Source organism: Streptomyces sp. NPDC047917 (genome assembly GCF_043204345.1).
GTDB classification, from domain to species: Bacteria; Actinomycetota; Actinomycetes; order Streptomycetales; family Streptomycetaceae; genus Streptomyces; species Streptomyces sanglieri.
The window spans coordinates 19,191-34,165 of sequence record NZ_JBIDCA010000016.1 but is presented as its reverse complement, the minus strand read 5'-3'; the positions used below and the strand labels follow the sequence as shown (position 1 = coordinate 34,165).

The 14,975-nt window shown below is 69.8% G+C and carries 12 protein-coding genes and 1 pseudogene; 7 read left to right on the top strand and 6 right to left on the bottom strand.

Annotation, left to right across the window (positions count from 1 at the left end; genetic code table 11):
- The first annotated feature begins 29 nt into the window (after positions 1-29).
- Genes ACGF8B_RS34005 through ACGF8B_RS33990 form a run of 4 tightly spaced genes read left to right on the top strand, consistent with a single transcriptional unit; the run spans position 30 to position 4,943 of the window.
- Positions 30-1,835 carry a sugar ABC transporter ATP-binding protein gene (locus ACGF8B_RS34005; RefSeq protein ID WP_392745995.1) on the top strand — a complete coding sequence of 602 codons (1,806 nt, stop codon included), beginning with the start codon at positions 30-32 and terminating at the stop codon, positions 1,833-1,835.
- On the top strand, positions 1,832-2,806 hold the full coding sequence (locus ACGF8B_RS34000) for an ABC transporter permease (RefSeq protein WP_392745994.1): 975 nt from the start codon (positions 1,832-1,834) through the stop codon (positions 2,804-2,806). The genes ACGF8B_RS34005 and ACGF8B_RS34000 overlap by 4 nt, the downstream gene beginning before the upstream one ends.
- The gene (locus tag ACGF8B_RS33995) at positions 2,803-3,858 is read left to right on the top strand and encodes an ABC transporter permease (RefSeq protein WP_392745992.1); all 1,056 of its coding nucleotides are present in this window, start codon (positions 2,803-2,805) and stop codon (positions 3,856-3,858) included. Before ACGF8B_RS34000 ends, ACGF8B_RS33995 begins: the two co-directional genes overlap by 4 nt.
- A 53-nt stretch (positions 3,859-3,911) precedes the next feature.
- Positions 3,912-4,943, top strand: a complete 1,032-nt coding sequence (locus ACGF8B_RS33990) for a LacI family DNA-binding transcriptional regulator (RefSeq protein ID WP_392745990.1) — start codon at positions 3,912-3,914, stop codon at positions 4,941-4,943.
- Here ACGF8B_RS33990 and ACGF8B_RS33985 read toward each other — a convergent pair.
- Positions 4,936-7,952: pseudogene (locus ACGF8B_RS33985) on the bottom strand (carbohydrate binding domain-containing protein). The gene ACGF8B_RS33990 and the pseudogene ACGF8B_RS33985 overlap by 8 nt on opposite strands.
- Before the next feature lie 300 nt (positions 7,953-8,252).
- Here ACGF8B_RS33985 and ACGF8B_RS33980 point away from each other — a divergent pair.
- Both ACGF8B_RS33980 and ACGF8B_RS33975 read left to right on the top strand, forming a co-directional pair.
- Positions 8,253-8,669, top strand: a complete 417-nt coding sequence (locus tag ACGF8B_RS33980; protein WP_392745988.1) for an acyl-CoA thioesterase — start codon at positions 8,253-8,255, stop codon at positions 8,667-8,669.
- A gap of 220 nt (positions 8,670-8,889) precedes the next feature.
- Positions 8,890-9,270 carry an ArsR/SmtB family transcription factor gene (locus ACGF8B_RS33975; protein ID WP_392745987.1) on the top strand — a complete coding sequence of 127 codons (381 nt, stop codon included), beginning with the start codon at positions 8,890-8,892 and terminating at the stop codon, positions 9,268-9,270.
- Between the two features lie 2 nt (positions 9,271-9,272).
- On the opposite strand, the gene ACGF8B_RS33970 is transcribed toward ACGF8B_RS33975, so the two are convergent.
- Positions 9,273-10,694 carry an FAD-dependent oxidoreductase gene (locus ACGF8B_RS33970; RefSeq protein ID WP_392745985.1) on the bottom strand — a complete coding sequence of 474 codons (1,422 nt, stop codon included), beginning with the start codon at positions 10,692-10,694 and terminating at the stop codon, positions 9,273-9,275.
- A 78-nt stretch (positions 10,695-10,772) separates the two neighbouring features.
- Positions 10,773-11,459, bottom strand: coding sequence for a DUF305 domain-containing protein (locus tag ACGF8B_RS33965; protein ID WP_392745984.1), 687 nt, complete (start codon positions 11,457-11,459; stop codon positions 10,773-10,775).
- 159 nt (positions 11,460-11,618) lie between these two features.
- Between ACGF8B_RS33965 and ACGF8B_RS33960 the strand changes: the two genes are divergently transcribed.
- On the top strand, positions 11,619-13,109 hold the full coding sequence (locus ACGF8B_RS33960) for an LVIVD repeat-containing protein (RefSeq protein WP_392745982.1): 1,491 nt from the start codon (positions 11,619-11,621) through the stop codon (positions 13,107-13,109).
- Positions 13,110-13,235: 126 nt separating this feature from the next.
- Here the strand turns inward: ACGF8B_RS33960 and ACGF8B_RS33955 are convergent, their stop codons facing one another.
- From ACGF8B_RS33955 to ACGF8B_RS33945, 3 genes are all read right to left on the bottom strand, one after another.
- Positions 13,236-13,415: a hypothetical protein gene (locus tag ACGF8B_RS33955; RefSeq protein ID WP_392745980.1), complete on the bottom strand. Its 180-nt coding sequence runs from the start codon at positions 13,413-13,415 to the stop codon at positions 13,236-13,238.
- 45 nt (positions 13,416-13,460) lie between these two features.
- Complete coding sequence (locus ACGF8B_RS33950; protein WP_392745978.1) at positions 13,461-14,186, bottom strand: HAD family hydrolase; 726 nt, start codon at positions 14,184-14,186, stop codon at positions 13,461-13,463.
- 78 nt (positions 14,187-14,264) lie between these two features.
- Complete coding sequence (locus ACGF8B_RS33945) at positions 14,265-14,963, bottom strand: phosphatase PAP2 family protein (protein ID WP_392745976.1); 699 nt, start codon at positions 14,961-14,963, stop codon at positions 14,265-14,267.
- Positions 14,964-14,975: the final 12 nt, after the last annotated feature.

Sequence of the window (14,975 nt, the reverse complement as noted above, 5' to 3'; positions counted from 1 at the left end):
CCCGGAACAGCGGAAGGCCGAGACCACTCATGGCGCCACCTGAAGCAGTCCCGCAGCAGGAGCAGGAGCAGCAGCAGGAGACGGAGCAGCAGCCGCAGGAGGCGGAGACGGAGTGGCGACCGACGCCGGCCGCCGTCCTCGAAGCCCGTTCGGTGAGCAAGCGGTTCCCGGGCGTCGTCGCGCTCGACGACGTCTCGTTCTTCCTGCGCGCCGGGGAGACCCACGCGCTGGTGGGGGAGAACGGCGCCGGGAAATCCACCTTGATCAAGGTCCTCACCGGAGTGCACCGGCCGGACGGGGGTGAGCTGCGGCTGGGTGGACAACCCGTCCGGTTCGCCCGGCCGTTCGAGGCCCAGCAGGCCGGAATCTCCACGATCTACCAGGAGGTGAACCTCGTCCCGTTGATGAGCGTGGCGCGCAACATCTTCCTCGGCCGTGAGCCCAAGAACCGCATCGGCCTCATCGACTTCGCCCGGATGCACCGCGAGGCCACCGAACTGCTCGACGGCTTCGGCATCCGCGTCGACCCCCGAAAGCCCCTCCACACACTGGGCATCGGCACCCAGCAGATGGTCGCCCTGGCCCGAGCCGTCTCGGTCGACGCCCAGGTCGTCATCATGGACGAACCCACCTCCTCGCTGGAGCCGCGCGAGGTCGAGACCCTCTTCCGGGTCATCGGAAACCTGCGCGGCCAGGGCATCGCCGTCCTCTACGTGAGCCACCGCATGGACGAGCTCTACCGGATCTGCGACCGCGTCACCGTGCTCCGCGACGGCCGCCACGTCCACACCGGCGACCTCGCCGGCCTCGACCGCATGCGGCTCGTCTCGATGATGCTGGGCCGCGACCTGTCCGAGGTCCGCCGCACCGGTCTCACCCGCTTCGACGGCGAAGGACGCGACAAAGAACACGGCGAAGAACATGACGAAGGACACGGCGAAGGAAACAGCGGAGGACGCGACAAAGAACACGGCAAAGAACGCGGCAAAGAACACAGCGAGGGACACAGCGAAGAGGTCGACGCGGCACGCTCGCCGCAACGCACCCCGGCACTCACCGCGACCGGTCTCAACCGGCGTCACCAGCTCCACGACATATCCCTGTCGCTGTACGGCGGCGAGGTCCTCGGCCTCGGCGGTCTCCTGGGCTCCGGCCGCAGCGAGACGGCGAAGGCCCTGGCCGGTGCGCTGAGCCTGGACTCCGGCGAACTCACCGTCGGTGGAAGGACGTTGCGCAGAATGAGCTCGGCCGGTGCCATCCGTGCCGGGATCAGCCTGCTGCCCGAGGACCGCAAGGCCGAGGGCATCGTGCCCGGTCTTTCCGTGCGCGAGAACATCGTGCTGGCCGCCATGGACCGGCTCTCCCGCTTCGGCGTGGTCTCCCGCCGCAAGCAGGACCGCGTCGTCGACATCTTCATGCGACGGTTGCGGATCAAGGCGTCGAGCCCCGAACAACCGGTCGGCGAACTCTCCGGAGGCAACCAGCAGAAGGTTCTCCTCGCCCGCTGGCTCTGCCTGGAGCCCAGGGTGCTGCTGCTGGACGAGCCGACCCGGGGCATCGACGTCGGCGCCAAGGCCGAGGTCCAGAGCCTCATCGACGACCTCGCCCGCGAGGGCCTAGCCGTCCTGCTCATCTCCTCCGACATCGAGGAACTCATCGAGGGCGCCGACCGCGTCGTCGTCCTGCGCGGCGGCTCGGTGGCGGGCGAACTGGAGGGCGACGCGGTGACCGAGAGCCATCTGCTCGAAGTGCTCGCCGACCACTCACCGGTCCCCACCGGAAAGGCCCCGGTCCCCACCGGAAAGGCCCCGGTCACCCAGGAGGATCCCCGATGACCGCGCAGGCCACCCTCCCCGCTCCCGCAGGCCCGCTGGCCCGGCTGCGCGACCCCGCCTGGTACCAGGAGTACGGGGTGTACGTCGCCGTGGCAGCGGTGCTCGTCTTCAACGCCCTGTTCACCGAGCACTTCCTGACCGCCGACAACCTGCGCACCCAGCTCGTCCAGGTAGCCCCCGTCGTCATCGTCGCCCTGGGCATGGCCCTGGTCATCGGTACCGAGGGCATCGACCTGTCCGTGGGCTCGACGATGGCGCTCGCCACCGCACTTCTCCCGCTCTACCTCGGATACGGGCTGCTGCCCGCGCTTATCGTCGCACTGCTGTCCGGCGCGGTCGTGGGGGCGGTCAACGGCACCCTGGTCTCGATCGTCGGGCTCCAGCCGATCGTCGCGACCCTCGCTCTCTTCGTAGGCGGCCGCGGCCTCGCCCTTGTCATGGCCGACGGACAGCTCAAGCAGATCGTCAACCCGGACCTGCTCGCCCTCGGTACCGGCTCCCACCTCGGCGTCCCGACGGTCGTACTGATCGCCGCGGTCCTCGCCGCGGCCGTCGCCCTTCTCGTCCGGCGCACCACCTTCGGCCGCCGGATCGTCGCCGTCGGCGGCAACCGCTCCGCCGCCGCCCTCGCCGGACTGCCGGTACGGCGCGTGCTCATCGGCGTGTACGTGCTCTGCGGCGTACTGGCCGCACTGGCCGGCATCCTCGCCACCGCCAGGCTCACCGCCAGTGACCCCTCCTCGCTCGGCACCCTCATGGAACTCTCCGCCATCACGGCGGTCGTGGTCGGCGGCACCCCCCTCGACGGCGGTTCCGTGCGGGTGCTCGGCACCGTCGCGGGCGCCCTGCTGATGCAGCTGCTGCGCGCCACGCTCGTCAAGCACGACCTGCCCGACTCCACCGCACAGATCGCCCAGGCGGCCATCATCATCGCCGCCGTCTACGTCGCCCGGGAGCGTGGGTCCCGATGAACGAAACCACACCCGTGGCCGTGGCCCAGGTCCCCCGCGAGCGCCCCGCACCGCAGGGAGACGGCGCACCGCATCGGGGAGCCGGGCACCGTCCCGCGCCCGCACGGCGGCTCCTCGAACTCCTGCGGAGCCAGGGCGTTCTGGCCGTCCTGCTGGCCGTCGTGATCACCGCGTCGTTCGTCTACCCGACGTTCGCCACCCTCGACAACGCCCGTGGCGTGACGGTACAGGCGTCGTTCCTCGCCGTGGTCGCCCTCGGTATGACCCTGGTCGTCATCAGCGGCGGGATCGACCTGTCCGTCGGCTCCGTCTTCGCCCTCGGCGGTGTGCTCGCCGCCTGGGCCTCGCAATGGGGCGTCCTGCCCGCACTGCTCGTACCGCTCCTGGCCTGCGGTGCGATCGGTCTGCTCAACGGCTTCCTGATAGCCCGTGCCGCGATGGCCCCCTTCATCGTCACCCTCGCGACCCTGCTCGCGGCGCGTGGCCTGCTGCTCGCCGTCACCGACGAGGGCGCCACCACCTACCTCGTCCCCAAGGGCTCCGCCTTCGCCGAACTCGGGCAGGGCAGCGTCCGGGGCTTCGGTCATCCGGTCCTGATCGCGCTCGTGCTGTTCGCCGCCGGCGGACTGCTGCTGCAGCGCACCTCGTTCGGACAGACCCTCTTCGCCGTCGGCGGCAGCAGCGACGCGGCCACCCTGATGGGCCTGCCCGTCGCCCGTACGAAACTTCTGGTCTACACGCTCAGCGGGCTGCTCGCCGGACTCGCCGGTGCGCTGAACGCGGCCAGACTCTCCTCCGGCGTCACCATCGTCGGCGTCGGCATGGAACTCGACGCGATCTCCGCTGTCGTCATCGGCGGCACTCTCCTCGTCGGCGGTGCCGGATCGATCAGCGGCACCCTCTGGGGCGTCCTGCTGCTGGCCGTCATCCAGAACCTCATCAACCAGATCGGCTCGCTGAACTCCTCGTACCAGTCGGTGGTCAGCGGCGGGTTCCTTATCGTTGTCGTCGTGGCCCAGCGCTGTCTGGCGCGCGGCCGCAGAGCCGGCTGAGCCGAGCCGAACCACCGCGCCCGAGTGCGCACCGAGCAGAGTCAGGGAGTGCCGTGGGCGTCAGCCTCAAGGACGTTGCGCAACGGGCGGGCGTGTCCATCAAGACCGTGTCGAACGTGGTGAACAACTATCAGCACGTCACACCGCAGATGCGCGCCAAGGTGCAGCAGGCCATCGACGAACTCGGCTACCGGCCGAACCTCACCGCACGCCATCTGCGCAAGGGCCGCACCGGCATCATCGCGCTCGCCGTGCCCGAGTTCGGCAACCCGTACTTCGCGGAGCTCGCGGGCGCGGTCGTCGACGCGGCCGCCCGGCACGACTACACCGTCCTGGTCGACCACACCGGCGGCCTCCGCGAGAAGGAACTCCTGGTCAGCCAGGGCTTCCGGTCCCATGTGATCGACGGACTCATCCTCAGCCCGATCCATCTGGAGACCGAGGACCTGATGGCGCGTACCGAGACCGCGCCCCTGGTCCTGCTCGGCGAGCGGGAGTACGAGGCTCCCTACGACCACATCGCCATCGACAACGTGGCCGCCTCCCGCGACGCCGTACGCCACCTCGTCGACCGCGGTCACCACCGGATCGCCTTCCTCGGCTCCCGCACCGGACGCGAACGCCAGCCCGCCCATCTGCGGCTGCGCGGCTGGCGCGAGGAACTCGCCGCGTCCGGCATCGAGCCCGACGAGTCGCTGATCGTGGTCACCGACGGCTACGGACGCGAGGACGGCGCGAGGGCCATGGCCGCTCTCCTGGACCGGGGAGAGCGGCCCGACGCGGTGTTCGCGTACAACGACCTGATCGCCATCGGCGCCATGCGCACCCTCGCCTCGCGCGGGCTCCGCATCCCCGAGGACGTCGCCGTGGTCGGCTTCGACAACATCGAGGAGAGCCTGTACGGGGCGACCACGCTCACCACGGTCGCCCCGGACAAGGAGGCCATCGCACGGCTCGCCGTCGACAGCCTCGTCGAACGGCTCTCGGGCAGTCCGGTGCCCGAACCCCGGCGGCCCCGCCCCGGCTACCGGCTCGTCGTCCGCGAATCCACCGGCCCGGACCGGGGCGCGGATCCGCCTAGTTGAGGTACGGACCCGGCACGCCGATCCGGCCGGGTGCCGCGTTCTTCCCGCCCAGGTCGAGGACGTAGACGCGCAGATTGCCCTTGCCGGGTGCGCCGACCGAGAGCCTGCCGTCCGACACGACCCGGGTGTCCCCGGTGACGGCGTCCTGGTACGTGCCGTTGGGGATCCCGGTGTAGTCGGCGGCGCCGGTGACGGTCACCAGCGCGAAGCTGTCGGTCCCGCTCGCGGCGTCGGTGTAGCGGCGCTTGTACGCCATCGATCCGGTGATGCCCTCGGTGGAGTACTGGCCCATCTGGAGCGCCGGCACGGCCCGCCGGATCCCGTTGAGCCGTTGCAGATGCTTCACCAGTGGTCCGGCGAGCGTACGGGCGATCTCGCCGGTGGCCGAGGAGACCTTGCCGAAGTCGGACGCCTCGACCGTGCCGGCGAGATGGCCGCCGTAGTAGGCGCGCCCGGTGGTCGCCAGCGGGCAGCTGGGCCCGCAGTCGATCCTCCTGCCCGCCTGGAACTCGATCTCGGAGCCGTAGTAGAGCGTCGGGATACCGCGGAACGTCCACATCAGCGACATGTTCTCGGCCCACGCGTCGGTCCCGCCCGCGTAACGCTCGCCGCTCTTGTCGGGTCCGTAGTCGTGACTGTCGACGTAGACGACGTTGTAGGTGGCGTCGTTGTAACTGTCGTCGGAATCCCTGCCGTTGCCGTACGCGTTGCCTGCGTCACCGAAGTTCATGTGCATCCGCATGTCGATGACGTTCATGCCGGAGAACCGGCTGTGGTCCGGGGTGTGGTACGTGTTTCCGTCCAGGAAGGCGTTGGCGGAGACCGGCTGGGATCCGGTGCCCAGCCGCTCCTCGTAGTCGTACATCTCCAGCGCGGCCGCGGCGTCGTCGGCGGCGTACTCCTTGCGTTCCTTCCAGGTGAAGAACTGCGCGGAGTGATTGACCGAACCGCGGTTCCACTTGTCGTTCACGAAGGCACCGACCTCGCCGAAGACGAAGAAGTTCTTCGCCGCCCCGGCGCCGAACCGCGAGGTGACGCGTTCCTGGATGGCGGGCAGGAAGCGGCGGTTCCAGGTGGTGCGCGGAATGTGGACGGCGGTGTCGACGCGGAAGCCGTCGACGCCCATGTCGATGTACTTGTCGTAGGCGCCGATCAGGTAGTTCTGCACGGGCGCGCTCTCGGTGTTGAAGTCGGCCAGGTCCTCGTGCAGCCAGCAGCTGCGGGAGTCCTCGCCCTCCCAGTTCCCGAGCCAGCAGTTGTGGTGGTACGCCTTGGGGAACATGCCGGAAGTCGGGCTGGGCCACTGGCAGTTGTACAGCGCGTAACCCTCGGGTGAGGTCTTCCCGGTGGGCCTGCCCCAGTCCAGGCAGGTGTTGCCGGACGGCTCAGCGGTGGACCAGAGATCGCCGTTGTAGTACGACTTCCCGGACTTGGGCTCGACGCTGACACCGTCGTACTCGAAGCCCTCGTTCCTCTCGTCGTAGTACCAGCTCCACTGGTCGTCCCGGACCCCGTACACCTTCGGTGTGAACAGGCCCTTGGCACCCCAGCGCGAGGAGTGGTTGTAGACGACGTCCTGGTAGATCTTCATGCCCTTGGCGTGGGCCGCGTTGATCAGGTCCTGGTACGAGGCGCCCGCGGACTCCAGCCGGCCGTCGACCTTGTAGAAGTCGTAGCCGTGATAGCCGTGGTAGTCGTAGTCGGACCGGTTCAGCACGACCGGAGTGATCCAGACGGCGGAGAAGCCCAGGCCTTGATGTAGTCGAGCTTGTTCACCAGGCCCTTGAAGTCGCCGCGGAACATGGGGTCGTCATTGGCCGCGTTGCCGGACTTCACATGCTGGCTGCCGCCCCGGTTGTTGGAACTGTCGCCGTCCTCGAACCGGGCGGTGAGCACGAAGTAGATCGGATCCTTGCGCGGGTCGGTGCCCAGCGGTTTCCCGGCGGCCGGGGTGGCGGGCTTCTCCCCCGTGGTGGCGGTGGCGGCGGACGATGCCGCGGACACGTTGCCCGCCCCGTCCACGGCCCGCACCGTGTAGGTGTAGGCGGTCCGCTCCTCCAGGTTCGTGTCGGAGTGGACCGTCGAGGAGACGTCGGTGACCGTCGTGCCCCTGGTGCCGCCGGTCCGGGTCACCTGGTACCCGGTGACGCCGCGGTCGTCGGAGGACGGTTCCCAGGTCAGCACGACCGACACACCGTCGGCTTCGGCCTTCACCTTCGCCGGAGCGGTCGGTGCCTGAGTGTCGGCCGGTTCGGCGGCGCACGGGTCGTCGGCCCCGGAGGTGACGACCCTGTCCTCGACCGTGGAAACACCGGCCCGGATCGTGTAGTCGCTGCCGTTGTTGTTGTCCCAGACCCCGTTGCCGTTGTTGAACGCGGCCCGCATGGAGGTGGCGCCGCCGAGGTCGACGGACCGTTTCATCCAGCCCGGGCACGCCGCCGCCATGCCCACGCCCGGCACGGCGGTCCACGATCCGCCGGCCGGCTGATAGTGGATGTTGGCGGTGGACCAGCCGACGGTGGTCGTCGAGTAGTAGACCGAAGCGGTGCTGGTTCCGGTGGGGGAGGGTGTAGGGCCGATGCCGCTGTCCGCGCACGGGTCGCTGTGGGCCACGACCCCGTCCTTGACGGTGATGTCGCCGGTGCCCAGCGCGTAGTTCTTCCCGGCGTTGTTGTCCCAGGTCCCCGAGCCGTCGTTGAAGGTCGCGGTCAGCCCGGACGCGCTGCCCAGGTTCACGGTCCTCTTCACCCAGTCGGTGCAGGCGGCCTCCATCCGTACTCCGGGCACGGTCGTCCAGGAGCCGCCGTCAGGTGCGTAATGCAGGTCGTACGCCGACCAGTTCCTGGTCTTCGTGTAGTAGAAGACCGTCGCGGTGTTCTCCGCAGTCGCGGCGGAGGAGGCGGACGGAGTGAAGGTCTCCGGTACGGCGGTGAGGAGTCCCAGAAGCCCGGCCGCCGCCACGGCCGCCGCCGTCGGGCGTCTCAGCGGGGAGCGTGCGGTGCGTCTCATGCGTGTCTCCAGGGGAGGGCCACGGCCGACAGACCGCGGCAGCCGACAGCGCAGGCACTCGATGACCACCTGCGAGGTCCCGCCGGAGAACCCTGACGCGCCTCGGGGTTCGGGCGAGCAGTCCATTCCGACCGCTCCGGGAAGCAAGTTCTGTCGGAATTTTGCTGCAATCTCTTGCGGTGAGGAAGTTACCTGCGCATGACAGATGCGTAAAGGGGTGCGGCGCGGGCGGCGGTACGGATGTGGGCGTTGGTACGGGTGCGGGGGAATGACGGAATGCGCCCCGGAGTTGGGACGTTCATGACCTTCTCTGTTGACGTGACCGTCCGAGGCTATGAGCTCGACACCCAGGGACACCTGAACCAGGCCGTCTATCTCCAGTACGCCGAGCACGCCCGCTGGGAACTCCTGCGCGCCGCCGGTCTCCCGCAGGACAAACTGCTGGCCAGCGGCGTCGGGCCGGTCGCGCTGGAAGCGACGGTGAAGTTCCTGCAGGAGCTCCGGGGCGGCGACCGGGTGCGCGTGACCTGCCGGTTCATGTACGGCGAGGGGAAGACGTTCACGGTCGCGCAGCAGATCCTCAAGGAGGACGGCACCGTGGCGGCGGAGGTAACGGGCGTGGCGGGGATGCTCGACCTGACCACCCGCAGGCTGATCGCCGATCCGGCCGGACACCTCACGGCACTCGCCGACAATCCGGAGCTGCTCAGGGAGTGACCTGCTGCGGCCGGACGGCGGCGGGCCGGTCCCGTCCGGCACGTACCGGGCTCCGACCCGCAGAGTTCGACCTGCGCGGACAGAACTCCGACGCGCCCGGACGACGCGCGGGGACAGAACTCCGACGCGCGGAGATGGAAATCCGACGAGTCCCGTACATGGAACTTCGACGAGTCTCGTATTATGGAGGATCCGAGCGAGACCAGGAAGTGGAGCCGACGTGACCCCCGCCAGCGCCCCTGCCGCAAGCACCGCCGAGGCGGGTGGTCGTGTCCTGGACCACCCCGCGCGGGACGAGATCCGCATCGAAGGAGTGCTCCACGCCCTCTCCGACCCGATGCGGCTGCGCATCGTCCGTGAGCTGGCCGCCGCCGAAGCCGAACTCAGCTGCTCCTGCTTCGAACTGCCGGTCTCCAAATCCACTTCCACGCACCACTTCCGGGTGCTGCGCGAGAGCGGGATCGTCCAGCAGATCTACCGGGGCACGGCCAAGATGAACGGGCTGCGGCGGGACGACCTGGAGGCACTGTTCCCCGGCTTCCTCGACAGTGTCATCGACGCGACGAACCGGCAGGTCCGACGCGTCGGCGAGGACCGGTAGCCTCACGCTCCGACCGGGCCGCCGCTCCGTGCGGCGCTCAGCAGCCCCGCCCAGTCCGGGATCTTCACCCGCTCCCGGCCCAGCGACCGGCCGAGCGCCGCTTCCGCCCGCTCGATGGACAGCCAGCCGTCCCACTCCACCGGACGCAGCCCGTACGCCCGCAGCGCGGCCACCGGGTCGGACGGCGCCGGTCGGCGCCCGGCGAGCAGCGGGGCGTCGTCGAGCAGCGAAGCCACCGTCTCCTTCGCGCACGACCGGTTCGAGCCGATCACCCCGGTCGGCCCCCGCTTGATCCATCCGGCCACGTACTCCCCGGGCGACGGCACCCCGTCCCGCAGCACCCGCCCCGCCCGATGCGGCACCGTTCCGCGCACCGGGTCGAAGGGCAGGCCGGGCAACGGGATCCCCCGGTAGCCGACCGCCCGCAGTACGAGTCCGGCGCCGATGTCCTCGTACGCACCGGTGTCCCGCACACCCCCGCTGCCGTCCGGCACGGTCCGGGCGAACCGCACCCCGGCCACCCTGCCGTCCCGCTCCAGCAGTTCCACGGGGCGCAGGAAGAACCGCAGGCGGACGGTGCGCACCGGATGCCCGTCGGTGCCCGCGCCCTCGCGGCCGGCCGCGGCCCACCCGCGCAGTACCTCGACATTGCGCCGTGCCGCGGCCGTCGGAGGCAGCGCGTCCGGGAGTGAGGGCAGGGCGGGGTGCCGGTGGGCGGACGGATCGGCGTACGCCGGGTCGAGGGAGAGTTCCGCCTCGTCCACCACGACCCGGACCCGTGGCAGAGCGCCCAGCTCGCGCAACTCCTTGGTGGTGAACCTGGCCTGTGAAGGTCCGCGTCTGCCCGCCATGTGGATCTCGCGCACCCGGCTGCCGCTCAGCGTGCCCAGCGCACCGCGCGGTACGTCGGTGGGGCGCAGTTCCTGTGCGCTCCGCGCGAGGATCCGTGTCACGTCCACCGCCACGTTGCCGGCCCCGATCACCACGACCGAACGGGCCCGCAGTGCGAAGCCGCCGGCCGCGGCGTCGGGATGCGCGCTGTACCAGGAGACGAACTCGGTGGCGGAGAAGCTGCCGGGCAGCTCCTCACCGGGGACGGCCAGCGGCCGGTCGGTCGCGGCCCCGACGCAGTAGACCACCGCGTCGTAGAGCTCGCCGAGCCGGGCGGGCGGAATCCCGGCACTGCCCACCTCGACGTTCCCGAGGAAGGTGATCCGCTCGTGCTCCAGCACGGCCCGCAGGCTGTTCTGCAGTGACTTGATCTTCTCGTGGTCCGGGGCGACGCCGTAACGCACCAGGCCGTACGGGCAGGGGAGCCGGTCCAGCACATGGACCCGGACATCGGGCACCCGGTCCTGCGCGAGCAGGGCCTGGGCGGTGTAGACCCCGCTGGGACCGGAGCCGACGACGGCGACGCGGAGCACGGCGCACCTCTTCCCGGAGGATGCCTCCAGCATCGCACCGGTGGGCACAACGGCGGAGAGGCGCGCCGGGCGCCGCCCTCAGGACGACATCGTGCGCATCCTGTTGATCTCCACCGTCTGCTGCGCGACGACGTCCCCGGCCATCTCCTCGATCTGCACGTTGTTCCCCTGCGCGAGTACCTCGGTGGCCATCGTGATCGCCCCCTGGTGATGGGTGATCATCAACTTCAGGAAGAGCTTGTCGAAGGCCGCGCCGTCCGCCTCGCGCAACCGCTTCAGCTGTGCCGCGGTCGCCATCCCGGGCATGGCGGAGTGGTCGTGGGCCGATTCGCGCTTCGCCCCGCCGTTGTGTGTGAGCCAGCCCTCCATGGCGCCGATCTCCGGCTTCTGGCTCGCGGTGATGCGCTCGGCGAGCCTCTTGACCGGGGAGGAGCCGGAACGCGACGGTACGAGTCCGGTCAACTCCAGTGCCTGGGCGTGGTGTCGGATCATCATCCGGACGTAGCGGTAGTCGGCCGAGTTGGGGGTGTCGTCCCCGGCGGCCTTCGCGGCCTCCTCGGCCGAGAGGGTACGTGCGGGTTCGCCCGGCTTTCCGGGGGCCACCACCGAAGGCCCCCCGCCCGCCTGCGACTTCGTGGCGCTGCCGCTGTTCCCCGCATCGCACGCGGCGAGGGCGAGAACGGCCGGGACGGCCATCGCGACGAGTACGGATCTGCGTACACACATGGTCTGACGGCGGATCAACAAGCGGACCTCCACGGCCATATGGGTTGGCTGCCGACCTTCCTGACGCGTTTTGGCGCGGCAGCGATCAGAAACTTTCATTTACGTCTCTGTTGCCATCTGTTGGGATCACGATGGCAAGGACGATACTGCCGAGGTCCGTGAACCGTTCAACTACGTTCGGATGCATGGGAGGACGCAGTGATTTCGTTGCACACGAGCCCGGCGCGGCGCAGACGCCTGGGCGTGGCGACGGCAGCCGCCGGCCTGCTGGCCACGTTGCTGATGGCCGGACCCGCGGCCGCGACACCCGACCCCGGTGACCGGGGAGCGGCCCGGACGGGCATCTCCGCCACCCAGCAGGCCGAGGCCGAGGCCGCCATCAGAAGCGGCGAGGTACCCGGCGTGGACGAGATCGTCCACAGCTCCAACATCACTCATCTGGCCAACGTTCCGAAGGACGCGCTCAAGGGCCTCAACACGGACCTGGCCTTCCAGGGGAAGTACGCCTTCGCCGGAAACTACGACGGCTTCCGGATCTTCGACATCAGCAACCCCAGGTCCCCGAGGACGGTCTCGCAGGTCCTGTGCCCCGGCTCGCAGAACGACATCTCGGTCTCGGGCGACCTGCTCTTCCTGTCCACCGACTCCTCGCGCAGCGACAACTCCTGCACCAGCACCACCCAGCCCGCCACGGAGAAGTCCTCCTGGGAGGGCATGAAGGTCTTCGACATCAGCGACAAGCGCAACCCGAAGTACGTCGCCGCCGTCGAGACCGCGTGCGGATCGCACACCCACACACTGGTCCCCGAGCGCAAGAACGTGTACGTGTACGTCTCCTCGTACTCGCCGAGCGCGACGTTCCCCGACTGCCAGCCGCCGCACGACGGGATCTCCGTGATCAAGGTGCCGCGCAACGCGCCCGAGAAGGCGGCGGTCGTGAACTTCCCGGTGCTCTTCCCGGACGGTGGCAACCCGGGTGCGCCGGAGAATCCGGGCGTCTCCAGGACGACCGGCTGCCACGACATCACCGTGCTGCCGTCGAAGGACCTGGCCGCGGGCGCCTGCATGGGCGACGGCCTGCTGTTCTCCATCAAGGATCCGGAGAACCCGAAGATCATCGACCGGGTGCAGGACAATGTGAACTTCGCGTTCTGGCACTCGGCGACGTTCAACCAGACGACGGACAAGGTCGTTTTCACCGATGAGCTCGGCGGCGGTGGCGCGGCCACCTGCAACGAGGAGATCGGCCCGAAGCGCGGCGCCAACGGCATCTACGACATCGTCGGCAGGGGTGACCACCGCAAGCTGGTCTTCCGCAGCTACTTCAAGATCGACCGCCCGCAGGCCGACACCGAGGTCTGCGTCGCCCACAACGGCTCGATCATCCCGGTCAAGGGCCGCGACCTGATGGTCCAGGCCTGGTACCAGGGTGGGGTGTCGGTGTGGGACTTCACCGACTCGTCCAGGCCCAAGGAGATCGGCTACTTCGAGCGCGGCCCGGTCACCACCGACGCCGTCACCACGGCCGGCCCCTGGTCGGCGTACTACTACAACGGCTACATCTACTCCAACGACATCGCCAAGGGCTTCGACGTCCTGAAGCTCGACGACCGGCGGACCGACCCAGCGAAGCGGGTACGGCTGGACGAGCTCAATGTCCAGACCCAGCCGGAGTACTTCGGCCGCTGACCGGCCGGTCTCCAGCCGACCGGAACCTCCACCCGGCCGGATCCACCGTGAACGCGAGACGTCCCGCAGGGCGGACCTCCAGCCCTGCGGGACGTCTGTGAGCCCGGCAGGGCAGGGGGCCGTGCGTCAGGCGGCGGACCTGGCGCCGCCGCTCGTCGCCGCGGCCCACTCCACCAGCAGACGCTGGTACTGCTCTTCTTCCTCCGGGGACAGGCAGCCGCCCGAGCGCTGCCACAGGTCACGGATCTCTTTGTTCACCACGGCGGGGGTGCGCGTGGAATCGGAGGAGCACGGAGAACGGGACATACATACAGGCTAAGGCCCCGATGTGACAATCGGACCCATTGGGCGTCAGGGACATCTCTCACATGTCTGTCGGGCAACGCCCGGCACCAGTCCGAGCGTCCGCAGTCCGTCGGGCCGCTCGGACACCGGAAGATGGTGCACGAACCGCACGTCACAGCCCAGTGCGGCGGCCCCGCCGTCCGCGTTCCGGTCGTCGCCGACCATCACCACATTTGCCGGATCCAGTCGCAGATTTGTGCAGGCTGTGTGGAAGATCCGTGCGTCCGGCTTCTGGGCGCCGTGCTCGTACGACAGCACATAGTCATCGATCAGGGGGTCCAGGCCGTGCGCTCGGAAGACCGGCCGCAGGTCCCAGCCGATGTTGCTGACCACACCGATCCGGACGCCGCTGTCGCGCAGCGCGCCGAGCACCTCCGCCGCGTCCGGGTACGGCTGCCAGGCGGCCGGTGTGCGATGCCGCTCGTACAGCGCGTCGTACAGCCCGGGATCCGGCAGCGCCACCTGCCGGGCCAGCCCGGTGTACGCCTCCCGGTGCAGTTCCGCGCTCTCGTCACGGGTGGCCCACGCGGCGGAGAGCCGGGCGGGGACCTGCCGGGGGAGCGGGCCGCCCGGCAGCGCCCCGGCGGCCTCCAGCTCCGCCGCGTACCGCTCGAAGTCGGCCCCGCCCACCGTCACCCCCTGCTCGGCGAGGACCGCGCGCAGCCAGGACCGGACGGACTCGATACGGAAGAGAGTCCCGGAGAAGTCGAAGAGCACACCCTTGATCTGCATGGCTGTCATCCTCCCCGGCACGGGGACGGCGCGACAAGGCCGACCGCCCCGGTCCGGGGAGGGCGGGACTCGGCCGGCTCAGGAGCGGCCGGGCGCGTGGAGCCCGCCGCGCCGCCCGTACCGGGCGAATCCGGCGATCGCGAAGCCGACCAGGGCCGCCCCCAGCAGCCAGCCGCCCAGTACGTCGCTCAGCCAGTGCACGCCCAGATAGAGGCGGGTCACGCCCACCCCGACGACCGAGACGCACGCCACCACCAGCGCCGTCCGCCACGACCGGGGCCCCGCCCCGTGCCGGTGCAGCAGCCAGAGCAGCAGGCCGCAGCTCACCGTCGCCGTCATCGCGTGACCGGAGGGGAACGCCGCGTAATGGGCGGAGTCCACCGGGTCGGGCCACTGCGGCCGCTCCCGGCCGACCGCCGACTTCAGCCCCTGCTGCACCACCGTGCCCAGCGCGCTCGTCGCCGCCACCCACACCGCGAGCAGCCGCTCGCCCCGCCACCACAGCGCCACCACCGCCACCGCGATCAGGGCGCGCATGGTCCATGGATCCCAGGCCCAGTCGGTCAGGATCCGGTTGACACGGACCAGACCGGGTTCGGTCACCGCCCTGTGGTGCAGGGCATCCGCGACGGTGCGGTCCAGCGTCATCAGTGGTGACCAGCGCACGGCGACGAGGACCAGCACGACCAGTGCGAGAAACGCGCAGACCGCACCCGCCCCGAAAGGGGTGACACGAGGAGGGGTACGGACCGGCGGGGGGAGCTGCGTGGACGGCATGGGGCGATCTTC